This is a genomic window from Pseudoalteromonas sp. SIMBA_162 (genome assembly GCF_046535955.1).
In the GTDB taxonomy this organism is placed as follows: domain Bacteria; phylum Pseudomonadota; class Gammaproteobacteria; order Enterobacterales; family Alteromonadaceae; genus Pseudoalteromonas; species Pseudoalteromonas marina.
Genome location: NZ_JAWJBQ010000012.1, coordinates 104,919 through 130,271, shown reverse-complemented (window position 1 = coordinate 130,271; position 25,353 = coordinate 104,919). Strand labels below are relative to the sequence as shown.

At 41.8% G+C, this 25,353-nt stretch carries 21 protein-coding genes; 12 read left to right on the top strand and 9 right to left on the bottom strand.

Annotation, left to right across the window (positions count from 1 at the left end):
• Positions 1 to 542 precede the first annotated feature (542 nt).
• From R0J88_RS10835 to creD, 3 genes are all read left to right on the top strand, one after another.
• Positions 543 to 1,223, top strand: a complete 681-nt coding sequence (locus tag R0J88_RS10835) for a response regulator (RefSeq protein WP_410899902.1) — start codon at positions 543 to 545, stop codon at positions 1,221 to 1,223.
• On the top strand, positions 1,210 to 2,691 hold the full coding sequence (gene creC / locus R0J88_RS10830) for a two-component system sensor histidine kinase CreC (RefSeq protein WP_410899901.1): 1,482 nt from the start codon (positions 1,210 to 1,212) through the stop codon (positions 2,689 to 2,691). Before R0J88_RS10835 ends, creC begins: the two co-directional genes overlap by 14 nt.
• A 77-nt stretch (positions 2,692 to 2,768) precedes the next feature.
• Positions 2,769 to 4,073, top strand: a complete 1,305-nt coding sequence (gene creD, locus R0J88_RS10825) for a cell envelope integrity protein CreD (protein ID WP_410899900.1) — start codon at positions 2,769 to 2,771, stop codon at positions 4,071 to 4,073.
• 129 nt (positions 4,074 to 4,202) lie between these two features.
• Here the strand turns inward: creD and R0J88_RS10820 are convergent, their stop codons facing one another.
• A complete protein-coding gene (locus R0J88_RS10820) occupies positions 4,203 to 4,730 on the bottom strand; it encodes a sugar O-acetyltransferase (RefSeq protein WP_410899899.1) in 528 nt (175 codons plus the stop codon).
• A gap of 154 nt (positions 4,731 to 4,884) precedes the next feature.
• Here R0J88_RS10820 and R0J88_RS10815 point away from each other — a divergent pair, with 154 nt between their 5' ends.
• The 5 genes from R0J88_RS10815 to R0J88_RS10795 all read left to right on the top strand — a co-directional run bounded on the left by R0J88_RS10815 (position 4,885) and on the right by R0J88_RS10795 (position 11,242).
• On the top strand, positions 4,885 to 5,649 hold the full coding sequence (locus tag R0J88_RS10815) for a DeoR/GlpR family DNA-binding transcription regulator (RefSeq protein WP_410899898.1): 765 nt from the start codon (positions 4,885 to 4,887) through the stop codon (positions 5,647 to 5,649).
• 46 nt (positions 5,650 to 5,695) lie between these two features.
• On the top strand, positions 5,696 to 7,516 hold the full coding sequence (gene glmS / locus R0J88_RS10810) for a glutamine--fructose-6-phosphate transaminase (isomerizing) (RefSeq protein ID WP_305472319.1): 1,821 nt from the start codon (positions 5,696 to 5,698) through the stop codon (positions 7,514 to 7,516).
• A 112-nt stretch (positions 7,517 to 7,628) separates the two neighbouring features.
• Positions 7,629 to 8,819, top strand: coding sequence for an alpha/beta hydrolase-fold protein (locus tag R0J88_RS10805; RefSeq protein WP_410899897.1), 1,191 nt, complete (start codon positions 7,629 to 7,631; stop codon positions 8,817 to 8,819).
• Positions 8,820 to 8,978: 159 nt separating this feature from the next.
• Positions 8,979 to 10,286, top strand: a complete 1,308-nt coding sequence (locus tag R0J88_RS10800) for a DEAD/DEAH box helicase (RefSeq protein ID WP_410899896.1) — start codon at positions 8,979 to 8,981, stop codon at positions 10,284 to 10,286.
• Between the two features lie 104 nt (positions 10,287 to 10,390).
• A complete protein-coding gene (locus R0J88_RS10795; RefSeq protein ID WP_410899895.1) occupies positions 10,391 to 11,242 on the top strand; it encodes an alpha/beta hydrolase in 852 nt (283 codons plus the stop codon).
• Between the two features lie 168 nt (positions 11,243 to 11,410).
• On the opposite strand, the gene R0J88_RS10790 is transcribed toward R0J88_RS10795, so the two are convergent.
• The 8 genes from R0J88_RS10790 to R0J88_RS10755 form a co-directional block, all read right to left on the bottom strand.
• A complete protein-coding gene (locus tag R0J88_RS10790; RefSeq protein WP_410899894.1) occupies positions 11,411 to 12,313 on the bottom strand; it encodes a homocysteine S-methyltransferase family protein in 903 nt (300 codons plus the stop codon).
• A gap of 166 nt (positions 12,314 to 12,479) precedes the next feature.
• A complete protein-coding gene (locus R0J88_RS10785) occupies positions 12,480 to 12,725 on the bottom strand; it encodes a DUF3297 family protein (RefSeq protein ID WP_006792550.1) in 246 nt (81 codons plus the stop codon).
• A 161-nt stretch (positions 12,726 to 12,886) separates the two neighbouring features.
• Positions 12,887 to 13,096: a cold-shock protein gene (locus tag R0J88_RS10780; protein WP_006792549.1), complete on the bottom strand. Its 210-nt coding sequence runs from the start codon at positions 13,094 to 13,096 to the stop codon at positions 12,887 to 12,889.
• 187 nt (positions 13,097 to 13,283) lie between these two features.
• Positions 13,284 to 13,493, bottom strand: coding sequence for a cold-shock protein (locus R0J88_RS10775; RefSeq protein ID WP_006792548.1), 210 nt, complete (start codon positions 13,491 to 13,493; stop codon positions 13,284 to 13,286).
• A 292-nt stretch (positions 13,494 to 13,785) separates the two neighbouring features.
• Positions 13,786 to 14,790 (bottom strand): YeiH family protein, encoded by a 1,005-nt coding sequence (locus tag R0J88_RS10770; RefSeq protein WP_305472329.1) that lies wholly within the window; start codon positions 14,788 to 14,790, stop codon positions 13,786 to 13,788.
• On the bottom strand, positions 14,790 to 15,785 hold the full coding sequence (locus tag R0J88_RS10765) for a TauD/TfdA family dioxygenase (protein ID WP_410899893.1): 996 nt from the start codon (positions 15,783 to 15,785) through the stop codon (positions 14,790 to 14,792). The genes R0J88_RS10770 and R0J88_RS10765 overlap by 1 nt, the downstream gene beginning before the upstream one ends.
• Positions 15,786 to 15,794: 9 nt before the next feature.
• Positions 15,795 to 16,757 carry an aldo/keto reductase gene (locus tag R0J88_RS10760; RefSeq protein WP_039038159.1) on the bottom strand — a complete coding sequence of 321 codons (963 nt, stop codon included), beginning with the start codon at positions 16,755 to 16,757 and terminating at the stop codon, positions 15,795 to 15,797.
• Positions 16,758 to 16,948: 191 nt separating this feature from the next.
• Entirely contained in the window at positions 16,949 to 17,698 is a 750-nt protein-coding gene (locus R0J88_RS10755) for a GntR family transcriptional regulator (protein WP_410899892.1), read from the bottom strand.
• Positions 17,699 to 17,868: 170 nt separating this feature from the next.
• Here R0J88_RS10755 and R0J88_RS10750 point away from each other — a divergent pair, with 170 nt between their 5' ends.
• The 4 genes from R0J88_RS10750 to R0J88_RS10735 all read left to right on the top strand — a co-directional run bounded on the left by R0J88_RS10750 (position 17,869) and on the right by R0J88_RS10735 (position 25,287).
• The gene (locus R0J88_RS10750) at positions 17,869 to 18,636 is read left to right on the top strand and encodes a sulfite exporter TauE/SafE family protein (RefSeq protein ID WP_248519968.1); all 768 of its coding nucleotides are present in this window, start codon (positions 17,869 to 17,871) and stop codon (positions 18,634 to 18,636) included.
• 106 nt (positions 18,637 to 18,742) lie between these two features.
• Positions 18,743 to 20,803, top strand: a complete 2,061-nt coding sequence (locus tag R0J88_RS10745) for an alpha-xylosidase (RefSeq protein ID WP_410899891.1) — start codon at positions 18,743 to 18,745, stop codon at positions 20,801 to 20,803.
• Positions 20,804 to 20,892: 89 nt separating this feature from the next.
• Positions 20,893 to 22,632 carry a solute:sodium symporter family transporter gene (locus R0J88_RS10740; RefSeq protein WP_410899890.1) on the top strand — a complete coding sequence of 580 codons (1,740 nt, stop codon included), beginning with the start codon at positions 20,893 to 20,895 and terminating at the stop codon, positions 22,630 to 22,632.
• A 213-nt stretch (positions 22,633 to 22,845) separates the two neighbouring features.
• The gene (locus R0J88_RS10735; protein ID WP_276753485.1) at positions 22,846 to 25,287 is read left to right on the top strand and encodes a TonB-dependent receptor; all 2,442 of its coding nucleotides are present in this window, start codon (positions 22,846 to 22,848) and stop codon (positions 25,285 to 25,287) included.
• Positions 25,288 to 25,353 lie beyond the last annotated feature (66 nt).

Here is a 25,353-nt window from a genome sequence, read left to right as displayed (position 1 = left end):
AGCGCCGATGATAGTGTAGCATTTGCTATGTGAAAGTAGGACATTACCAGGCTTCAAATTGTAGAAAGCCCGACTAGAAATAGTCGGGCTTTTTTACGTCTACAGGAAAGTGAAAATATTAGCCGTCAGCCGTCAGCCGTCAGCCGTCAGCCGTCAGCCGTCAGCCGTCAGCTATCAGCTGCACAGCGTCGTGGGTTGAGTATCTAGAACCCCACGGATAAAAGAACGCCACGACCAGTCTAGAGCTAAGTGCATCTCCATTAAAGAACATCAAGTGTATGAAAGTAGGTCATCCTACTGCGTAGCGCACAATGGCTCCAAATACAAAAAAGCCTGACTCTTTCGAGTCGGGCTTTTTTGTATCTGCAGGGAAGTGAAATAGCTAGAGGGTCTTAGGCTGTGAAAATTTCACCTCTAATTTAAATAAAGCGTCTAACCACTTCATTGTGCTCAAAGAGCATCCTTATAAAGGATATTGACTGACTTGTTACTTACTGTAACTATAAGCGTGTTTATTAGGTTGTAGTAAAGGAATAAGTTGTATGGCAACGGCGCAGATAGTGATCATTGAAGACGAAAAAGCAATTGCAGACACCTTGATTCATACGCTCGAGATGGATGGCTTTAGCGTCGTTTGGTTCGATACCGCAGGGGCTGGTCTTAGTTATATTAAAGCTACACAGATAGATTTACTGATTTTAGACGTTGGTTTACCTGATGCAAATGGTTTTGAGCTATGTAAGCAAGTTCGCGAATTTTCTTCTTTACCCATCATTTTCTTAACGGCACGCAACGATGAAATCGATCGCGTTGTTGGATTAGAGATTGGCGCAGACGACTATGTCACTAAACCCTTTAGCCCTCGAGAAATGCTTGCTCGCGTTAAACTTCGTTTAAAGCCATATGCTGTCAGAGAAACACAAATAAATACTTCTACTGAGCAATCAGGTCTGTACAGTAATAATTTTGATTACTACTTCAACAACACCCCGTTAAATTTAACGGCTTTAGAGTTTAAATTGCTTGATAAGCTAGTGTTATCCCCTAAGCAGGTATTCTCTCGAGAGCAACTGCTATCATCAGCACAACTATGCCAAGACAGTGTATATAGCCGCAATGTTGATAGTCATATCAAAGCCATTAGAAATAAATTACGCGCTGTATGTCATGAGCCCTTGATTCATACTAAGCGAGGTTTTGGTTATTTTTATGAACCTATTTAAACGCTCCACGCATTCATTAGCTCGCTTGAAGCGTTGGCCTAAAATCCCGCTCGGGCTGAGATTGTTTTTGCTTTATTTTATCCTCGTGATACTAACGACTTACTTAGTTAGTTCAACGGTTATGCGCGAGATTAAGCCCACAGTTCGTCAGGTTACCGAGGAAACCTTGGTTGATATGGCTAATTTGCTTGCAGTGATGGCGCGAGATGATTTAGCTCGTGGTACGCTGTCACAGAGCCACTTTACTAATGTGGTTAACTCATATGGCAGCAGGCAACCAAATACGAAAATCTGGGGGGTAAATAAACAAGGGACAAATCACCGTATATATATTACGGATGCTGCGGGAATCGTTGTTGTTGATTCTTGGCAGCAAGATATAGGAAAAGATTTTTCACAATGGAATGATGTTTATCTCACATTACGGGGAGAGTACGGTGCTCGCTCAACCGCAACTGCTCAAGATGACCCACTTTCAACCGTCATGCATGTTGCTGCGCCCATAATCGATAATGGTAATATTATTGGGTCAGTCACTGTGGCTAAGCCTAATCGCTCTGTACAACCTTTTATAAATATGTCTAAGTACCGTGTATTAAGTTGGTTAGTCGTGATGAGTATTTTGGCATTAATGGTTGGAGCATTGATTGCCTGGCGAATCAATGGTGCCTTGTATAAGCTGGCAAACTATGCGGATAAAATGGGGCGAGGTGAAAAAGCATCTAAACCAAGGTTTAGGGTTTTCTATGAATATAGCTTGTTAAGTGATGCGCTAGAAAAAATGCGCAATCAATTAGATGGCAAACGTTACGTTGAGCATTATGTTCAAACACTAACTCATGAATTAAAAAGCCCTCTATCTGCAATTAAAGGTGCAAGCGAGATTTTACAGTCTCCCCTAAGTACAGTTAAAAAACAGTTATTTGCAAATAATATTGAGTCTGAAACAGTGAGAATGCAGCAGCTAATAGATAAGCTGCTTACGCTTACCAAATTAGAGCAGCTTCCTGAACTTGAACAGCGAAAGAAGGTGTTTGTAAAACCTTTATTTGAAGCAATTAAAGATTCTTTTATTGCCAGAACCACAACGCAAAATGTACAAGTAGTAATTAGCTGCGACCCTAGCAGTGCGTGTTTAGGAGATGTATTTCTAATTCAACAAGCGCTATACAATATTTTTGATAACGCATTGGACTTTATCAACGAGGGGGGGGAGATTCACATTCAGGTAATACAAGAGCCATCCTATGTTCAAATCTATATTGATAACACGGGGCCTTGTATCCCAGATTATGCCCTTGAACGCATCACAGAACGGTTTTATTCACTACCTAGAGCCAATGGTAAAAAAAGCACTGGATTAGGACTAAACTTCGTTGAGCAGGTCGTTAAATTACATAAAGGGCAGCTCAACATAAAAAATACTAAAAATGGCGTCCGTGTTCATATAAATATGCCTACTCCATAAAAGCTCCATCTAAGCACCTCAGTAAATCCATATAGCTTCGGTACTCTATGATTATGTAATAGATGGAGTACATAACAGTGAAACAAAAAATAGAAACCAAACTGATCATAATAATAGGGCTTATCGTGTTGTTATTGATCCCTATCTTTATGATCCAAAACCTAATTGATGAGCGATCAGAATTGCAGCAGCAAGTTCAGGTTGATATAGCTAAGAGTAGCAGTGATGAACAGCAGGTTATTGGCCCATTTATTCATGCTCAGTACCTAGAAACAGTTACGGTTGATGGTAAAACGAGCGAGCAATTGATGAATATGACGCTTTTACCTGAATCGCTCAATGTCAGTAGTAATCTAGCAACATTTGAAAAGTACCGTGGTATTTATAAAGCGTTGTTATATCGTTCACAGAACCAATTTGAAGGGCGGTTTAAGACGAGTGCATTAGCTGTCTTAGCGGACAAAAAGATAAAGCGCCTCAACCTTATTTTAGCCATTTCTGATATCCGAGGGATAGGACAAGGATCACACATTAATGTTAACGAGCGAAGTTATGAACTACTCCCCGGTACCCAGCTAGATCAGTTACTACAAGGGATTCGTGTAGAGCTTGATTATGAAACCATTCGCAAAAGTGAGGTACTGCCGTATCAAATAGACTTAAATCTGCAGGGGATGCGTCAACTTTCATTTGCACCGGTTGGTAAAAACAGCTCATTGACAATGCAAGCCGATTGGCCACACCCAAGTTTTGTAGGGGATTACCTGCCTATCGAGTCATCAATTTCGGCACGGGACTTTTCTGCGAGTTGGCAAACCAATTACTTTGCGACCAATTTAAAAGAGCTATTTAACCAGTGTTTATTTCGTAATGAGTGCACCTTGTTCAAGCAACGTAACATGGGAGTTAATTTAGTCGATAGTGTTAATCACTACCTTAAAAATTATCGAGCAAGTAATTATGCCATCTTGGTTATTGTACTTATTTTTGCGAGTTTCTTTTTGCTCGAGGTACTGCGTGATGAGCCAATACACCCTGTACAGTATGGTTTTGTCGGGCTTGCTTTAGCGGTATTTTATTTACTACTGATTTCACTTAGTGAGCACTTAGGCTTTAATATTGCGTATTTATTATCGGCGCTTGCATCAGCAATTCTATTGAGTGTTTATGTTGCGGGTATGCTTAAAAATAGCAAACATGGAGGGCTATTCTTATGTGGAGTGTTATTTCTCTATAGTCTTTTATACGGATTACTCAGTGCAGAGGATTACGCATTATTAATGGGCAGCGTACTGGTGTTCGTGGTACTCAGTTTAATAATGCTGTTGACGCGCAGAGTAAACTGGTACGGCAGGCACGCGCAAGACGATGAAACAAACTAAAACCACCTAATTGAAAGGGGCTGACAGCTTTGCCAGCCCCCTTTCACTTAGCTATTAGATAAAAACACCGTTAACTTCTCACCTATTTGCAAACGATCTCGCGACAGGTTATTCCATTGTTTTAGCGTGTTAAATATCCTTGAGCTTTATCGCCGGATTGCCAGCAACCACAGTGTTTGATGCAATGCTTTTTGTTACTACCGATCCCGCACCAATAACACTATTATCGCCAATAGATACGCCAGCTAACACAATAACTCCCGCGCCAATCCACACGTTATTGCCAATGATTATCGGTGCTGCAAAGTTCTCTTTATTGAGTCGCTCTGTGGGGTTAACCGCATGAGATACTGCCAAAAGTTGAACGTTCGGGCCAATTAAACAATCGTCGCCAATGCTTATAGCTCCCTCACTAATTGGAGCATCTAATACCGTACAGTTAATGTTTATAAAGCTACGATCACCAATAGTTATTTGATTACCATAATCGCAATGAAAACCCGATTCTATAATTACCCCTTCACCGCATTGAGGGAACAGCTCTTTAATACGTTTTAAATTACCTTTACTTGGGCTTTTATTAAAGAGTCGGCATATTTCGCCAGTTTGCTTTCGTAGCGCTAATAGCGTTTTATCTAAGCTGTTAAATGACTGCATTAAGGCTTCTTTGATTGATTAACTGATCCTAGCGCTATTTTACCTTTATTATTCCTTGTTGAAAGCTGCTTTATTTTTGCTCGTTCACTTGCCATTTAAAGAGTTTCGTTTAGAATTACATATCTTTCGAAACGAAACTTAATCTACGAGCTTTATGACTAAACGAAACACACAGCAACGCCGTCATTTAATACTTACTCAGGTAAATGAGCTAGGTGAAGTGGCTGTTGAAAAGCTCGCTGAGCAGTTTCAAACATCTGAAGTAACCATTCGAAAGGATTTAACCGCGCTTGAAAAAAGCGGCCTGTTACTGCGCCGTTATGGTGGAGCTATTGCACTGCCTAAAGAAATTGTAAGTGACGAAATAGACTCTAAGCGCAAAGTAGCAATAGCTAAGGCTGCTGCTGCACTTATAAAAGATCATAACCGCATTATTATTGATAGCGGGCGCACTACGGCCGCTATGATCCCAGAGCTTGCAAATAAGCGCGGGTTAGTTGTAATGACCAACGCGATTAAAGTGGCGAGCCGTTTACTATCACTTGAAAACGAGCCAACACTTTTAATGACCGGTGGTACATGGGATCCGCATTCTGAGTCGTTTCAGGGGCAAGTTGCCGAAAACGTATTATGCTCTTATGACTTCGATCAATTATTTATTGGTGCTGACGGCATAGATGTAAAGCGCGGCACGACCACCTTTAATGAGTTAGTTGGTTTAAGCCAAGTAATGGCAAAAGCAGCCCGTGAAGTAATAGTAATGGTTGAATCAGATAAGATTGGCCGAAAAATACCAAATTTAGAATTACCGTGGAAAATAGTAACCACATTAATAACCGACAATGGCTTAGCAGACGATAAACGCAAAGCGATTGAGGCGTGTGGTGTAAAACTAATTTGTGCAGATATTATTGATTAGTAACTACAAAGTGAGTTACTAGAATTAAAAAATTAATGGAGACACTATGTGTGGAATAGTTGGGGCAGTTGCAGAACGTCCAGTAAACAAAATTTTAGTTGAAGGCCTTAAGCGTCTTGAATACCGGGGTTACGACTCAGCAGGCGTAGCATTGCTTGATGGCAACACACTTAATACTGTTAAAGCAGTAGGTAAAGTAGTTAACGTAGAAGCTGCTCTTGAGAAAGCAGGCGTTAGCGGCCATACAGGTATTGCACACACTCGCTGGGCAACACACGGTAGCGTTACTGAAGAAAACGCTCACCCGCACGTATCAAACAACCAGCTAGCACTCGTGCATAACGGTATCATTGAAAACCACGCAAGCCTACGCGCATCGCTTAAAGAAGAAGGCTACGAGTTCCTATCTGAAACAGATACCGAAGTAATGGTGCACTTAATTCATAAGCTTCGTAAGCAACACACTACGTTACTTGCATCTGTTCAAGCAGCGGTTAAGCAATTTGAAGGTGCATTTGGTACCGTTGTATTTGATAAAGCAAACGACAACGAAATCATCGTAGCGCGCTCAGGTAGCCCGCTTGTTATAGGTTTAGGCCTTGGCGAAAACTTTATTGCGTCTGATCAGTTAGCACTATTACCAGTTACACGTAGCTTCATCTTTTTAGAAGAAGGCGACGTAGCCCGCATTACACGTGACACTGTTGAAATTTTTGATGAAAATGGCGACGCTGTAGAGCGCGAAGTTATTGAATCAAATATCACGCAAGACGCTTCAGGCAAGGGCGACTACCGCCACTACATGCTAAAAGAAATTTACGAGCAACCACTTGCGGTACGCAATACCCTTGAAGGGCGTTTAAACGACGACCGCGTAGCAATTGACGCCTTTGGCGACAGCGCTCAGCAAATATTTAAAGATGTAAAACACGTACAAATTATTGCCTGTGGTACATCATACCATTCAGGCATGGTTGCCCGTTACTGGCTTGAGCAATTTGCAGGCGTTAGCTGTAATGTTGAGATTGCCTCTGAGTTTAGATACCGCCAATCGTATGTACACGAAAACAGCCTACTTGTGACTATTTCACAATCGGGTGAAACAGCCGATACGCTAGCTGCACTACGTTTAGCTAAAGAGCAAGGTTACATGGCATCAATGACCATTTGTAACGTGCCGGGTTCATCGCTTGTACGCGAATCTGACCTTGCCTTTATGACCAAAGCTGGTGCTGAAATTGGTGTAGCTTCTACTAAAGCATTTACCACACAGCTTGTGGGTTTGTTAATGCTTACTGCGTCCATAGCACAAGAGAAGCAGCTTGATCAAAGTGCTATTGTAGATGCTATAAAAGTACTTCCTGCTAAGCTTGAAGAAACATTACTGCTTGCGGATGGCATTGCAGACCTTGCAGAAGAGTTTGCCGACAAACATCACTCACTGTTTTTAGGTCGTGGTTCACAGTACCCAATCGCAATGGAAGGTGCGCTTAAACTTAAAGAGATTTCGTACATTCACGCAGAAGCCTACGCAGCGGGCGAGCTAAAACATGGGCCACTTGCACTTATTGATGCCGACATGCCAATTATTGTTGTAGCACCAAACAATGAGCTATTAGAAAAGCTTAAATCAAACGTAGAAGAAGTACGCGCACGTGGCGGCATTATTTACGTATTCGCAGATAAAGATTCACACTTTGAGTCAGACGACACAATGCGTGTAATCAACGTAAACCACACTGACGACATTATTGCGCCAATTGTTTACACACTGCCATTACAGTTATTGTCGTACTATGTAGCCGTAATTAAAGGTACCGACGTTGACCAACCACGTAACTTAGCTAAATCTGTTACGGTTGAGTAAAATCAATAAGTTATTGTTTGTTAGTTAAAACTAAAAAGGCGCTCAACGCGCCTTTTTTTGTACCTCAAAGCCTGTTAGATTAAATAACCCACTATTTTCAAAAGGATTAGTAATGCGTTTATTAGCCGTTATTTGTTTTGTTAGCTTTTTTGCTTTTAGTTTACAAAATGCTTTTGCACAATCTGGCACTAAACAGCAAAGTGCAGATTACTCTCAGTTCACGCACTCTATTAAATCGGCTGTTTTAAACGAAGAGCGTACTGTTGTAGTCCAGCTACCAAAGAGTTATCAAGCTAATCCAAACAAAGTTTATCCTGTCATTTATCGCCTTGATGGAGCGGGTAACATACCGCTTATAAGTGCTGTGATGGAGCGCTTGCAAAACGATAATCGTGCACCAGAGGTTATTATTGTCGCTATTGAAAACACCAATCGCTTAAGGGATTTATACCCCACAGTTAATAAAGAGCCACAAGGCCCGGTAGGTGAAGGCGGTGGTGCAGCAAATTTTTTAGCATTTATTGAGCAAGAACTTATGCCCTTAATTAATAAAAGTTATCGTACGCACAATTATAATTTGATTGCAGGGGCCTCTGCGGCAGGCGTGTTTGCACTTTATACAATGCAAGCTAACCCTGATCTTTTCCAAGCGCATATTGCCTATAGCCCAGCCGTTTGGTGGAACTATGGTGCATCGGTAAAAGCAACTAAGGCGTTTATTAATACATCAAAAGACCTAAATAACTATGTTTACATTAATATAGGCGAAGAAGCAGGCATAATGCGTGAGCGATACAATGAACTTCAGCAAGCTTTGCAATCTAATAGCTTGCCAAATTTACGCTTCTTTAGTGATGCGTTTGATGGTATCTCGCATAACCTGACTTCGGTTGCTGGTTCATTTAATGCCTATCACAACTTATTTTTGCCTAAACAAATGCCCATAAGTGCTTTAACTGACGATGTAACCTCTATTGATACTTATTATCAAAGCTTATCTCAACAATGGGGCGAACAGATTGCGCCATCGGATCGCGATGTTAGATCACTCGGTTATAACTTAACGGGCAGCAAGCAATTTACCCGTGCAATTGAAGTGTTTAAGTACAATATAAAAAACCACCCAAAGTCAGTCGATGCGTTTTCAGCCTTATCTTATGGCTATGAAATGCAAGGCGATACTCGCCAAGCGCTTGAACAGATGGAATTTGCTTTAACGATAGCAGACGACTCATATCCATATATACATTACTTAAAAGAAACAAAAGCTAGATTACAAACGCAGCTAAGTAAAACGCAATAATGTAAAAGGATAAAGCGCAGGGAGAGCCTGCGCTTACAGTTACCCTTACAACACGTAGCTGTTACCTATGAGAACATTTAAATCACTAATCCCTACTTAATAAGCGCTAAATACGCTAAAATTACAGGCTACATTTTTAGCAATGAGCCCGTAATATTCATGACCTCAGCAACAAGCCCTAGCACTTTTAACGAACTTGGCCTTATTCCAGAGCTACAAGCTCGTTTAACCGATTTGGAATATAGCCAACCTACGCCAATTCAAGCTAAGGCGATTCCAAGTGTACTGGCTGGTAGCGATTTAATTGCGGGTGCAAATACTGGCTCAGGTAAAACAGCAACGTTTGCTTTGCCTATGTTGCAAAAGTTATTTTTAGAGCAAGGCGCTAAAAAAACAGCGAGCAAAGGTAACTTTGTCACTGGGCTTATTTTGGTACCTACCCGTGAGCTGGCAGTGCAGGTGGCTGATAGCGTTAAATCGTATTCTGCTAACTTTAATGGCGCCATTAAAACGGTGGCGGTATTTGGTGGTGTATCGGTTAATACACAAATGCAGGCTCTACGTGGCGGCGCCGATATTATCGTGGCAACACCTGGCCGTTTACTCGATTTAATCTCAAGCAATGCGATTAAGCTCGATAAAGTAACGACCTTAGTGCTTGATGAAGCCGACCGCATGCTAAGCCTTGGCTTTACCGAAGAACTTGCTGAGTTATTAGCGTTAATGCCTGCTAAAAAACAAACAATGTTGTTTTCAGCAACCTTCCCAGAGCAAGTCACACAATTAACGCAAGAGCTGTTAACTAACCCTGTTGAAATACAAGTTCAAAGCAAAGACGAAAGCACCTTAGTACAGCGCGTATTTACGGTTAATAAAGGCGAAAAAACTACGGTTTTAGCGCATTTAATTAAAGAGCATAAATGGCGCCAAGCGCTTATTTTTGTAAACGCTAAAAAAGACTGTGAGCACTTAGTGGGTAAGCTTGAAAAGCGTGGTATTAACGCACAGGTATTTCATGGTGATAAAGGCCAAAGTGAGCGTACTCGCGTAATAGAAAAATTTAAAGCGGGCGAAATAGAAGTACTCATAGCCACCGATATAGCAGCCCGTGGTTTAGATATTGCCAAACTGCCTGTTGTTATTAACTTTAACTTACCGCGTAGCCCCGCCGATTACATGCACCGTATTGGCCGAAGCGGCCGTGCCGGTGAAGTTGGCTTAGCGTTATCGTTAATTGATTATGAAGACTTTCATCACTTTAAAATAATCGAAAAGAAAAACAAACTGCGCTTAGAGCGTGAAGAAGTAACCGGTTTTGCAGTTAACCAAGCAAACCTTGATGCAGCTGATGCGCTTAAAAACGACAAGCCAATGGCAAAGCCTGCAGGCACAGGTAAGAAAAAGAAGAAAAACAAAGTTAACCCAGAAGATGATGCATGGAGTGGTTGGCGAAACCGTTCTAAGTAAGGTTTTATAGTCACTTTATATTAGGCAGTTACCTTTATGAGGCGCTGCCTTCTTTACTGTTTGGGCAAATATAAGTGTAGCTGTAGTTTATAAAGGGAAATTAAGTGAATTTACCAACCAAATGGCTATTGCTGCTTTGTGTATTAACTTGTTTTAAATTAAGTGCAAATACGCCATATGAAATTCCTAGAAGTAGCGTTATTCAGCTAACTGAACCTTCTAGTAAGCGTGTTTACCCTGTTTTTATTCAGCTCCCTAAGTCATATAAAAATAAGCCAGATAAAACATATCCAGTTATTTATTTAACCGATGCGCCGTATACCTTTCCTATAGTGGCAGGGGCTACACGGTTTCCTATGAATAGCGGCAAAATGCAGCAAGCAATTATTGTCGCCATTGGTTATGAAAAAGGGTCTATTGGATCAGCTAGTCGAATAAGAGACTACACACCTACCTTTGCAAAGGGTTGGAAAAAACAAACAGGTAATGCGCAAGGGCACATTAAATTTATTAAAAACACCGTTTTCCCTTATATTGAGCAAAACTACCGAGCAAGTCACACACAAAAAACCTACATAGGTAACTCGCTAGGCGGCTTATTTGGTGCCACTGTTTTATTTACAGAACCCGATTTATTTAGCCATTATATTATTGGTAGCCCGTCTGTTTGGTTTGATAGCAACGCAATCTTAGCGCTTCAAGCAAATAAACCTAAAGTGCCTACAAAGGTTTATATATCGGTGGGAGCAAAGGAAATCCCAGCTTTTGGTGAAGGGCAAAATATGGTTGAGGGTACCAAGCTATTGGTACAAAAAATTAATGCACTTAACAGTGACAACATACAATTAAAAAGTGTTGTTATTGAAGGGGCGAGCCATGCAACCGCATTTCCTACTACTGCAATACAAGGGCTTGATTGGGTGCTGGGAATAACACCAATCGACTCAAATATTTAATCATTCTAGCGTGCTAAATAGAGCGCTAACAGCGTTATAAATTTCTCATTTAGAACAACTGCATGTCGATATTTATGCCTTGTTATCACGCTATTTATCTGTCGCTATAAATGCTTAATAACTTAACACGATTGGTGCAGCTAATAAGCCCTAAAGGGCACTAAAAGCTTAAGCGCTTTCAAGTTCCTGTTTCCAGTTTACCAGCACTTCAATAAACTCTGGGCCTATACCACAGCAACCCCCAATAATAGTTGCACCCAGAGCGTGCCACTTCTTTGCAAAGCCTAGGTATTCTGAAGGTGAAATATCACGATACGCTTGCGATCCTTGATTGGCTTGATAGTCGTGGGCAATAGGCGTAAAGCCGTTTGCAAAGGCGCCCAAAGCCACGGTTTTATTAAGCTTCGATAATACCTTATTAGTATCTATTAAGGCTTGTTCTATTACTTCGGGGATCGAGCAATTAAATAAAATACCTGCAACATTGTGATCAAGCAGTTCAGTTAGGGCGTCAGTTACAAATTCGCCTGAGCGCAGGGTTGCTAGTTCACTAACTTCATCATTTAAGGTAAATGCGTAATAGCATGGTTTGTTTGAATTTTTAAATATGCTTGCCATTACTTGTGCTTCTTCAATGCTAGAAATAGTTTCGCCAATCCATAAATCTACATACTCGTTTTGTGCTTCATAAAGTGTATTTAAAATAGTAAAACCACGCTTACGTTCAAATAGCTCCGGGCGGTAAGAGCCAAATACCGGAGGCAGCGAACCTGCTACCAGTATATTTTTATTTGCACTTTGAGCCGCTTTTTTTGCAATGATTGCAGCTTGGTTCGCAAGCTCGGCACCCTGTGCATCATAAAGCGCTTCGCCTAAATGAAACGGTACACAGGCGTAACTATTTACAGTAATTACTTCAGCGCCAGCATCTATAAACCCAGAGTGTGCTTGAGTAACAAAGTGTGGCGCTTCTATAAGTGCCTGTGCACTCCAAAGAGGTTGCGTAAACGGAGCGCCAATGCGTTTAAGTTCGCGGCCCATGCCACCATCTAAAATAATTACTTTTTTCATAATAAGCTTCCGCTGTTCTATACAATATGACGTCATTCAAGCATGTTTTGCTTAAAAATATAGTGAAACTTCATCAGGTTTAACATGAAAATAGCTCAATACTTTTTAATAGGCACAAAAAAAGCGACTGCATAGAGGAGTCGCTTACTTTTAAATAAGGTTTAGCTTATTTGTAAAACGCTTCTACCTTGCCTTTTACTTTCATAAGCAATGGCTGACCGCGGCGATCTAACGCTTTAGGCGCTGCTACTTTAATCCAACCTTCGCTAATGCTGTATTCTTCAACGTCAAAACGTTCTTTGCCATTTAGAGTAATACCAATTTCATGTTCAAATACTTCTTCTACATAAAATTTGCTGCGTGGATTAATAGAAAGTTGATCTGGTAATTCAGGTTTGTTTGTATCAGTCATAATAGGGATCTGCATAGAATATATTGTGCGCTATTGTAGGCAATACAGGAGTTATGCTCAAGCAAGACTGAAATAAATGTTTGAAGGGGTTTAACTAATACTTATAAGAGGTCATTAAGGGGGTAATACATGCGTTAAAAAACGCATTTATTTAAAACATGTTAAATGCTAACAATGTTTTCAGCTTGTGGGCCTTTTTGACCTTGAGTAACAGTAAACTGTACACGTTGGCCTTCAGCAAGGGTTTTAAAACCGTCGCCAGAGATTGCGCTAAAATGTGCAAACACATCAGGGCCAGACTCTTGCTCGATAAAACCAAAACCTTTTGCTTCGTTAAACCATTTTACTGAACCAGTAGTTGTAGTAGACATAATATGTATCCTAAAAAATTAATATAAGTGTGCCTGAAAAGAGGCGATTGAGCCGGAAAAAATAGTTAACTTGAGGATAACGCGCAGGATTATTACTAAAACAACGGGGTACTAACAAATAAAACAAAACTTCTTTCAAACTAGTATTCAAAATGGGTTATTGCTAACCCATTTAATTGTTTAGCAATTAGATGCTAACAATGTTCTCAGCCTGTGGGCCTTTTTGACCTTGAGTAACAGTAAACTGTACACGTTGGCCTTCAGCAAGGGTTTTAAAACCGTCGCCAGAGATTGCGCTGAAATGTGCAAACACATCAGGGCCAGACTCTTGCTCGATAAAACCAAAACCTTTTGCTTCATTAAAAAATTTAACTGTACCAGTTGTTGTATTAGACATAATAGATCCTAAAAATAAATAAAAGTGTGCCCTAAATAGGCAATTTAACAGGAAGAAAACGTGCATTTAACTGAGGATAACGCGAAGGATTATTACTAATATCAACGAGGTACTTACAAATAAACTGGGTTTTCATCAACCCGATGCCGAGCAGGATAACAGCATGTTTGATAATACACCAAGCTTTATTGTTATTTTATTTTTTAGCCTTAGAAAGAATTAAATTAAAAAGCCGTGTTTAACATGGTGTATATTGATCTTGAAATTTACGGCTTAAACCTTTTTTATTCAGTTAGTTAAAGAATATAAAGCCCAGTATTAATAACGCTATCCACACAGTTTCAGCCACAATTAAAATAATGGGTTTTATGCCCACTTCAGTAAGCTTTCCCAAGTTAGTTTTCATGCCAATGGCGGCAATAGCTGTAATTAAAAAGAACTTTGACAGTTCATTAGCGCTTTCGAGTAATACGCTTGGCAGCGAAAAACAGCTGTTAATTACCATTAAAATAACAAAACCAATTAAAAAGCCAGGTACCTTAGGTAAGTCGCCTTTATTGCTTTGATTGGAGCGATTAATTATAACCATCATAATAAGTACAACAGGCAGTAACATAGCTACACGTACAAGTTTAGTGAGTGTGGCAATGTCGCCGGTTTCCGGCGATACAGAATAGCCCGCGCCCACAACTTGGGCTACATCATGTATGGTACCACCTAAAAATACCCCTGCGTTATGGGCATCAAATTCTAGGTAATTAACAATGATTGGATAGAGAATCATAGCAATGGTCGACATAGCCGTGACGCCAATAACAGTAAGTAACGTATCGCGCTCTTTGTGTTCGCTGTTGGGCATAATCGACGAAATAGCCAATGCTGCCGATGCACCGCAAATAGCCACAGATCCGCCAGTTAAAGCTCCAAAGCGCTTTTGTAAGCCAAATACGCGCGCAAGTATTACCCCTAAAATAATGGTGGTGAATATAGCACCAGCAAGCATAAGTGCAGTTTGCCAGCCCAGTGTAATTAAGTCGCCTAAAGCAATACGTGTACCCAAAAGTACAATGCCGACTCGCAAAATAGTGGAGCCGGTGAAGTCGATCCCTTTTGCGCAAGGGCTGTCACTTTGATACAAAAACGATACCGCCATACCGAGCAATAAAGCAAATAACATAGCGGGTGCGCCGTAATGTTCACTTAAAAATAAGGCTGCAAGCCCAGTCATTGCTGCAATACTTGCACCTTGCCAAAGTGGCGATACATACGCTTTTAATGCATTACTTACTCGCCGCATTAGGCGTTAGCTGCGGTTAATGCAACAAGTACTTGGCGTTTTCGCTCACCAGTAAATGGACGACGCCCGTGCATAGCCATTTCGTTATCAACCAGTGCTACATCGCCATCTTGCCAGGCTAAATCAAAGGTAAACACTTTTGAAAGCTCAACAATTTTATCAAGTCCCGCTTTAGGAATAGCACTGCCATCGCCAAAAGTAATGGCAACCGATGGGTTTTCTCGTACGCCCTTCCAACCCATGTAAGCGGCAATAAGCTGGTTGTAAAAAACTTGTACGCCGTTTTCAAGGGTAACTACCGCAGGTAAAACCGGGGTAATTGCTTTTAAAGAGCCATCGTCTAGCCACTCCCACTCATAACCTAGCTCGGTAAGTTTACTGTGCGCTTCTTCTTTATTTTGTACGCTGAGCGTGCTTTTCCAACTGCGGCCTTGGCCCGATGTTGCATCGTCGGCTGCAGGCATGTAAGTGGTGTACTTTAAGCCTTTTTGTTCAAAGTCATCGGCTAATTGGCTATCAAATTGCTTTAAAGCGCTAAATAATTTATCTGAGCGGCAAAGCGGTGTTGCGCCGCCTTCCTCTGCTGCCGATTTACAAAAAAAGAATAATTTACTTGGCGAAATAGGCGTTTGAGCCATTTCGTGGTGTAAGTAAATTTCTACATCTTTTGGCGCTTCGTTAGCGGTAAATACACGCTCGGTAAAGTTAATACGTACCGCGTTAGATAGCGACTCTTGGTAAGTAAAATTATCGTAATCAAACCCTGCTGAAAACGTATCAAAGGTTTCAGCACTATTAATCGGAAAACCACGAAACAGTACAGCACCAGCGCTGCGCAGTTTGGTTTCTAGTTCGGATTTATTTGCTCGAATGAAAGCCACCGCCTCTTCAACGGTGCTGGCGTTATTATTATTAACCACAATGCACGGAAAAACCGAGTCATCGAAGGTTAATTGAGTAGGCACTGCGGCGTAGTTAAGTTCGGTAGCTGACATTGTATTTTCCTAATCGTAAATAGGGTGAAAACGGTTAAACGCTGCTTCACAAAAGTGACCAGGGTCGTTAAAGCGGCGGTTAATATTAAGAGCAGAAATATCGGCCATTTCTTGCTCATTGAGTTCAAAATCAAACAGCGATAGATTTTCTGTCATGCGTTCAAGTTTTGATGTTTTAGGGATGATGGCTGTTCCGCGTTGCACGCCCCAGCGCAGCACAACTTGTGCTGGTGTTTTACCATGGTTTTGCGCCGCAGCTTTCACTACGCTTTGCTCAAGCACAGACTCTGTTTGATCGGCCATTTCAAGCTCTAGGTACGAAAGCGCGCCCAGTGGAGAAAATGCAGTAACCGGAATGTCGTATTGTTTTGCCAACCTTATAAGGCGCTCTTGCGTTAAATAAGGGTGCGATTCAATTTGCAGCATAGCGGGTTTAACGGTGGCGTAGGTCATTAAATCGTGGAGTAATGCGCTTGAGTAATTACATACACCAATGCGTTTTGCTTTGTTGTTATGTACTTGCTCTTCCATTGCTTGCCACGTTAAATGTAGTGGTACTTTTGCCAACTCCATGTGTGGGTTTTGGGCATCTGGGTCTACAAACCACTCTGGCGGGTAGCGTGTTTCGATTGGTACAAAGGTTTGCGCAATCGGAAAGTGAATTAAGTATAGGTCGAGGTAGTCGAGCTTTAAATCGCTGAGTGTTTTATCAATGGCAAGCTCTACATGCTCGGGCGCATGAAAGGTATTCCAAAGTTTTGACGTTATCCATAGCTCTTCTCGGGTGCACAGGCCGTCGTTAATTGCTTGGGCTATGCCATCGCCAACCTGTTCTTCATTACCGTAGTCTGCGGCACAATCAAGATGGCGGTAACCCGCTTTAATGGCTTGATACACCGTTTGCGCGCAATCTTCTTGTGCTACTTTCCATAAACCGAACCCGACTGGCGGGATGTTATTTAATGAACTCATTGGGAATTCCTGTTAAAATTGCATAATGACTTTGGTCTTGTATAAGACATAAGTTATTATACGAATCTAACAGTGTCAACACTGTGCGCACCGCTAGGTGTTAAAACAGCGAATTAAAAAAGCTGCAGATAGCAAAAAGGCAGCGATTGCTGCCTTTAAAAATTTTTTATTTGTGAGTTGTTTTACATCTGTTAATCAAGCTCAATTTGGTAATGGTAATGATCGCTTCGGCACTTGCTTTGGCGGTATTCAATACGTTTACCTTCAATTGATTCGGTAATGCGTGACACTAATAACAGTGGATCGCCAGTTTTAATTGCGAGCATTTTTGCATCAGTTTCGTCGGCTAATACCGCTTTTATGCTGTCTTGGGTTTTGTGCACGGTTTGATTAAATTTGGTTTGGTAGTAGTGGTACAATGTATGCGGAATATCACTACTTTGATGTATATCAGGAAAGTAGCTTTGTGGAAGGTATATAGTTTCGCTCATACAAAATTCGTTATCAAGAATACGCCTACGCACAAGCTTAGTTACTTTGTCTTTTTTATTAAGTTGTAAGGCATCGATAACATCGTGTGGTGCGGAGCATAGCTCAACCGATAACAGCTCTGCCTTGGGTAAGTCTGCACCTTTACCATCAGCCTGAAGCGGGAAAAACCTAAACAGTGCGTCTTGCGCGGTATGCTCAGATACAAACGTACCTACACCTTGGCGGCGAGTGACTATTTTATCGTCGGTTAGTAAGTTAAGAGCTTTACGAACAGTGCCTTGGCTTACATTAAATTCTTCAGCAAGGCGAAACTCGCTAGGTAATGCTTCGCCAGGTACCCAGCGTCTTTCAACAATGAGCTGTTTAATATAATCAGCCACTTGTAAGTAAAGTGGTTGAAAAGCCAAGCTTGGGCCACTTAATTTGTGATCAAACATAGAGTTACTCATTGTTATTTACCGTTAAATTCAATCCACCTGTAGTTATAACATAGGTGGTACTTTTTGCGCATCTTTGCGTGTTATAAGTTAATTGTGAGCTATTGTATTACAGCTTGTTTTTACATTATGCCTAAAAACAAATCGTTACACTACAATAGCGCACCCCAAGGAAATTTAAAGTGTTCAGTATTTCATTCGAACTTATATTAGTTATGGCGCTTTGCTTAAGTGCAGCCACACTATTGCAAACACTCAGTGGGTTTGGTTTTGGGCTTTTAGTGGTAGCCAGTTTTACGCTATTAGATGTATTGCCATTAACGGCAACCACGTTTTTAGTAAGTTTGTTAGGGCTTGTTAACTCAACCACTGTGGTGGTTAAAAACCGCAATGCAGTAAAAATCCCCGAACTAAAACTCATGCTGTATACGGGCATTCCGCTAATGTTGCTAGGGTTTGTTTTACTTGAATATATGTCGGCGCATTTAACTCAGTTTTTAAATTTTATATTGGGCATTAGCATTTTATTGTGCTGCGCTTTAATGCTAGTAAAACGAAAGCGAACCGACAGGCAAAGTCGTCCTCGGTCCTTTTTAATTGCAGGCGGGGTAAGTGGTTTACTGGGCGGGTTGTTTTCAACGTCGGGACCGCCGCTGGTGTTTCAGTGCTATAAACAAGCTTGGTCTATTGAAGCAATTCGTAGTACGTTACTTGCAGTGTTTACCATTGGTGGCATAGTGCGGGTGGGTATTGCTTTATTTGGCACCTTGCCTGATCTCGATATTATGTTTTTAATTGCGGCTGCAATTCCTTTAGTATTACTTGTGACTCATTTTTCAAGACGCTTAACCCCATACGTAGATGCAAAATGGATACGCATTATTGCCATCACGCTACTGGGTGTAAGTGGTGTATCGCTGGTGGTTACCTCGGCGCCTACCCTAGTTTAAAGTGAGTGGTGTTAATTAATTAAAGTTAAGTTTATTTACATTGACATAGGGATCACAATTATTTAACTTGTGTCTTATACAAGACTATAGTTGGTAAGGAACTCCCATGAATGCATTTGAATTACGTGAGCCAGACTGGAACGCAATAGAACCAGCGCGCTTAATTGCAGAGCCTAAATTGCAAGGCCATGTGATAGTTTTACCGACTCAATTTGGTGAGGTCAGCGTTACCATAAGCGAGTTTGGTTTACGTTTAAATGCAGGCATAACGCAAGACCACGCGTTTAATATACTCAGCGCCACTCCTACTAATTTACCGTTATTACTTAATACATTGGGCCAAGGCTTTGAAGCAACAGCCGGTGAGTACCGTTTAGAATTTTACAGCGACCCATTTCATTTTAAGCTTTATAAAAACGACAAATTAGTACAGCAATCAGCAACCGATGGCCACTTTGTACGCCAGCATCGTTTACCGCCACTGGCTAAAACTGATCACGGCTGGATTTTAAGTCTGGAGCTTAATTACGACGAAGCCGTATATGGCCTTGGTGAAAAATGGGGCAAGCTTGATAAACGCGGCCAACTTATTCGTTCATACAATCACGATGCACTGGGCGTAAATGCTGAAAAATCATATAAAAATACCCCATACGCTTGGAGCCCAGAGGGCTGGAACTTATTTGTACACACGCCAGCGCCTGTTACCCATGGCGTAGGTTACGCACTTTGGTCGCAACGTGCTTATGTGTGTTTAGTTGAAGATGACGCACTTGATGTATTTTTATACCAAGAGCAAACGCCTGCACAAAGTATTAATCGCTACTGCGAGCTAACTGGTTTTGCACCGGTACCACCGCAGTGGAGCTTTGGCGTTATTTTATCAAAAGCGTACTACAAAAATGCTGATGAGCTATTAAGTGTTGCCCGCGAAGTACGTGCTAAAAATATGCCGTGTGATGTAATTACCCTTGATGGCCGAGCATGGCAAGACACCGACACCCGCTTTGCTTTTGAATGGGACCCAACACGTTACGCCGACCCAAAACCTGTGCTTGATGAACTAAAAGCCATGGATTTTAAAATTTGTGTGTGGGAATACCCGATGATCTCGGTAAACAACCCATTATTTGCTAAAGCGGCCGAGAACAGCTGGCTAATAAAAGATAAACGCACAGGTAAAGCGTATCAATACGAGTGGGATTTAAGCCCCTTTGGCGAAGTACTAACGCCGTTACCAGAGTCGGGTATTTTAGATTTTACTCACCCCGATGCTTACGAATACTGGCTCGAATCGCATAAGCCATTGTTTGAGCTTGGCGTAGATATGATAAAAGCAGACTTTGGCGAACAGCTAGAAGACGAAAACATGGTATCGCACAGTGGCGACAGCGGCATTAGACTGCATAATGTTTATAGCATGCTGTACAACCGGTGCGTTTATGAAGCTGCCGAAAAATACTGTAAAACAGGCCCCTTTTTGTTTAGCCGCTCAGCGTGGACGGGTAGCCAACGTTTTCCAGCACAATGGGGCGGCGATCCACAAGCCGATTGGCAAGGCTTAGCAGCAAGTATTCGCGGCAGCTTAGCGTGGGGCATGTCGGGCGGGCCATTTTTTGCAACCGATATTGGTGGTTTTTATAAAGATACTCGCGATGCAGAGCTTTATGTACGCTGGGCGCAAGCGTCGGTATTTAGTGCGCACATGCGTTTACATGGCATTGGCCCACGCGAACCGTGGTCTTACACCGAGCAAGCAAGTGACGCGGTATTTGCAGCGCTTAAATTGCGTTATCAGTTAATTCCATATTTACAAACATGTGCAGAGCAAGCACAGCAAACAGGGCTGCCTATTCAGCGCGCTATGTCACTGGCATTTCCTGATGATGTATTAGCACATAGTTTTGATCAGCAATTTATGTGCGGTGAAAAACTCCTTGTTGTGCCATGCGTTGTACCAAACGGTAAAGTGAAGTTTTATTTACCGCAAGGGGAATGGTTGAGCTTTCCTGATGGGCAGGCATACCAAGGCGGCAAGTATTACGAAGACACGCTTGAGCTTACACAAATGGCCGTGTTCGTTCGTAAAGGCGATACGCTATTGCTAGGCCCAGATGTTCAACACACAGAGCAAGACATGAGCCAGTTAACTGCGTGGCCAAATTAAAAACTCGTTTTAAAACACACACAACACACATAATAATAAAGATATTAGCTTACTTTTTAACGAGTTAAGTAAGCTTAAAGGAACACAGTATGGAAGGTATGAACATTACCATGACACTGCTATCATGCTTGGCGTTTATGGCGCTGGTGGGATATATCTCGTACCAAAAAACCAAAGGGGAAGTTAACACCCAAGACGGTTACTTTTTAGCGGGCCGTGGTTTAACAGGTACATTTATAGCAGGGTCGATGATCCTCACTAATTTATCGGCCGAGCAACTTATTGGCCTTAATGGCTCAGCGTATGGTTACAACCTTAGTTCAATGGCATGGGAAGTAACCGCAGGTATTTCTACCATTATTATGGCGCTGATCTTTTTACCGCGCTATTTAGCTGGGGCATTTTCTACCTTACCCGAGTTTTTACGAGATCGTTTTGACGATACCGTACGCCGCATGACCGTGATCTTATTCATGGTCGGATACTGCTTTATTACTATTCCTTCGGTTTTGTACTCAGGATCAATCGCCGTGCTTAGGCTATTTGATGTACCCGCCTTATTAGACATGAGTTATCAAGCAAGCCTTATTGTTACCATTATTATTGTCGGCTCCGTGGGCGCTATATACGCGGTATTCGGCGGTTTAAAGGCGGTTGCTGTATCCGATACTATTAACGGTGTTGGGTTACTTATCATTGGTATTTTAGTGCCAACGCTTGGGCTTATTGCGCTTGGCGATGGCAGCTTTGCTGATGGTTTAAGTACTTTAGTAAATACCGATACCGAAAAGCTTAATGCTATTGGTAGCGAGGATGATCCCGTGCCATTTGGCACTATTTTTACCGGTATGATCCTCGCTAATTTATTTTACTGGGGCACCAATCAGTACGTGATCCAGCGTACATTAGGTGCTAAAAACTTAGTTGAAGGGCAAAAAGGGGTGTTGTTTTCAGGGTACTTTAAAGTGCTAGTACCGTTTATGATGATGATCCCTGGGGTTATTGCGTACCATCTTTATAAGCACGAAAGCCTACAAACTATTGATTTAGCCTACCCACACTTAGTGAAAGATGTACTTCCTCAGTACTTATCAGGGTTCTTTTTAGCAGTATTGTTAGGTGCGGTATTTAGCTCGTTTAATTCACTACTAAATAGCGCCGCAACGCTGTTTTGTTTAGATGTTTATAAACCCATGAAAAAAGACAAAGTAAGCGACGAAAAGCTCATTAAAGTGGCCAAAATAACCAGTATTGTTATTGCTGTTTTGTCGTTTATAACCGCGCCATTACTCATGTTTGCACCCGAAGGCTTATGGCACATTATTCGTGTATTTACCGGTTTTTATAACATTCCGGTCATCACAATTGTGTTAGTGGGTTTATTTACTCGTAAAGTGCCTGCATTGGGCGCTAAAGTGGCGATTATTTTTCATGTTATTGCCTACACGCTACTTAAATTTGTGTGGGATGTTGATATTAACTTTATCCATATTTACGCCATTTTATTCTTTATTGAATTGGCAATAATGCTAGGAATTGGTTACTTCAAGCCACTTGCAAAACCGTGGCAATTTACCCGCAAAGCCGAAGTAAACTTAAGTCCTTGGAAATACGCACTGCCGTGCGCCATTGTATTGGTTAGCTTAATAGTGAGCTTATATATTGTGTTTTCTCCTTTAGGCCTAGTTGGCGGTACCAGTGTTTATTTTGTGCCTAGCCTAATTACTGTTTGGACATTAGCTGCATTGTTTAGCTGGTGGAGCGTGCGTCGTTGGCATGTGCGATACGAAAACAGCCTCGCCCATATAGGTGTCACAAAGGCCGCATAAACACAGGTTATAACCACTATACGTGATTTTAAATCACATTTTATTCACATAATGTTTGCATTACGAAGTTTGATTGTTTAAATTTGTAGCTCTTATATAAGATATAAGAGCTGGTAAGGAAAATACTTAACACACACTGTCACCGTAATTTAGCAAGCCACACAATTGCTAGCGCGGTACCACACAGCACACACGCACAATATGGAGAATGACATGAGAGCTAAAAAGTCTATCTTAAGCTTGGCTGTCTCGTTAGCAATGACAACTGGTTTAGCTGTTAGCGCGCAAGTTAATGCTGCGCAAGAACAAGCAAATCAAACGCAAGCGGAACAAGAACAGCAAAATAATAAAAACGATTCATTTGAAAAAATAGTGGTGACATCGCAAAAGCGCACGCAAAGCTTAAACGAAGTGCCGGTTGCCGTATCGGTGCTAAATAGCGATCAAATTAATTCAGCGTTTGCTAATAATATGGAAGGTTTACAATCGCTTGTGCCGTCTGTGAGCTTTAGAAAAGGCACCACAACCCGTAACTCGGCGCTCACCGTGCGTGGTATTGGTACAATTTCATTTAGTATTGCTGCCGAGCCAAGTGTGGCAACGGTTGTTGATGGCGTAGTACTTGGTCGCTCTGGTCAAGCTTTTGCTGATTTATATGATGTAGACCGTATTGAAGTACTGCGCGGCCCACAAGGCACACTATTTGGTAAAAATGCCTCGGCTGGTGTGGTAAATATCACAACAAAAGATCCGTCTTACGACACTACCGGCAGTATAGAAACCTCGTTTTATCAAGACAACGAATACCGCTTTAAAGGCGTTGTAAGTGGCGGCCTAAGCGACGACTTAGCAGCAAGCTTAACCGTATTTAAAGGTAAGTTTGATGGTTACATAGATAACGTATATAACAACGAAAAAGTAAACGGCTACGACCGTGAAGGTGCGCGTGCTGTATTTAAATACGAACCAACCGACGACCTAAACGTTAAATTTATTGCAGAATACTACAACGCCGATGACGACTGTTGTGCCGATTTAGAAGCCCTACCAAGTGGCCGTAATCCTGATTCAAAAGCGGCGCCAAACAGTAACGGTATTGTTGATGGCGTTGCTGACATAGACCTAGATCAGCGTAAAGTTGACCACGACTATGAGTCGCGCACAATAGATAAACACAGCGCGTTTTCAGTACAAGTTGATAAAACCATTGGCGACCACACGTATACGTCAATTACTGCACAGCGCTCGTGGGATAACACCGAGTTTCGTGAAGGTGATTTTACCTCTATTGCCGGCGACAGCAATCAACCCGTATTTGGTGTGCCATTTCAGTTACATGATATTGGCGAGCAGCAATGGGATCAGTTTTCACAAGAGTTTCGTGTAACGTCTAACCTAAGTGGGGCATTTAACTACGTGGCTGGTTTATTTTACTGGAACATGGACTCACAACGTAACTTTACTCGCGATGCCAGTTGCCAAAATAACGCAGGCCAGTTAGATAGCGCCATGGCGTTTTACGCGCAAAATAACTTGTCGGGTGCAGAGCTAGACGCAGCGCTTGCCGACTTAGATGGCTACGCACAGGGCTTAGGCGTTAGCTGTAATGCGAACGACATTGTGTCGGCTACTGCATACATGAGTACAGAGTTTAATAACTGGGCAGCCTTTGCCGATGGTACTTATGAGTTATCTGACGATTTAACCATGCTATTTGGCCTGCGTTATACCGATGACGAAGTATCGTACACGCACCGCCGTGTCAGCAATGATGTATATGGCCGTCGTGGTGTAGGTGTACGCCCTGCAACATTAAATACTGACGAGCAGGGTAAAGCTGAAGAAACTAACGTATCGGGCCGTTTAGGTATGCAATACGATTTAGGCGATGGCCAAATGGTATACGGTACTTACTCGCAAGGTTACAAAGGGCCTGGCTTTAATATTTACTACAACTTTAACCCTGACAACGACGGCCGTGAAATAGCGCCGGAAGAGTCTGACGCGTTTGAACTTGGCTATAAGTATGCAAGCAGCGACTTTGTGTTTAACTTTGCAGTATTTAAAACCGAAATTGAAGGCTTCCAAGCAAACAACTTTGATTGTTCAGACGGCACCTGCATTACTCGCTTAACAAACGCAGGCGACGTAAGCACACAAGGTGCAGAAGTTGACTTTATGTGGGCCGCAACCGATGCGCTTACGCTAACCGGTGGTATTGCTTATATTAAAGCCGAAATTGATGAATTTAATTGTCCGCCAGAAGTGGCCGCAGGCTCGTGTACTGACCGCTCAGGGCTAGATGTTCCATTTTCGCCAGACTTAAAGTACTCATTAAGCGCTGACTACTTTATTGAAACCGAACACGGCTTTAATGTGCACGTAAATGGCTCGTACATATACACTGACGAGCAATACTCTGACCTACCTAATAATGTAGGCGAGTTTAACCCAGCAGCCTTATTACCAGATTACGGTATTTTAAATGCAAGCGTAGGTTTATCGTTTAAAGACGATGCCTTTAGAGTATCGCTTATTGCTAAAAACCTAACAGACGAAAGCTATGCAACAACCTACAGTGGCGATAATTTCCGTTACCAAATACCGCGTGATGCAGAGCGCTACTTTGGGGTGTCGTTTAAGGCGCGTTTTTAATAGTTAAAAAATTTTCCCTTGTATAACAACAAGCGTAGCGTTAAACCGCTGCGCTTTTTTGTGTCT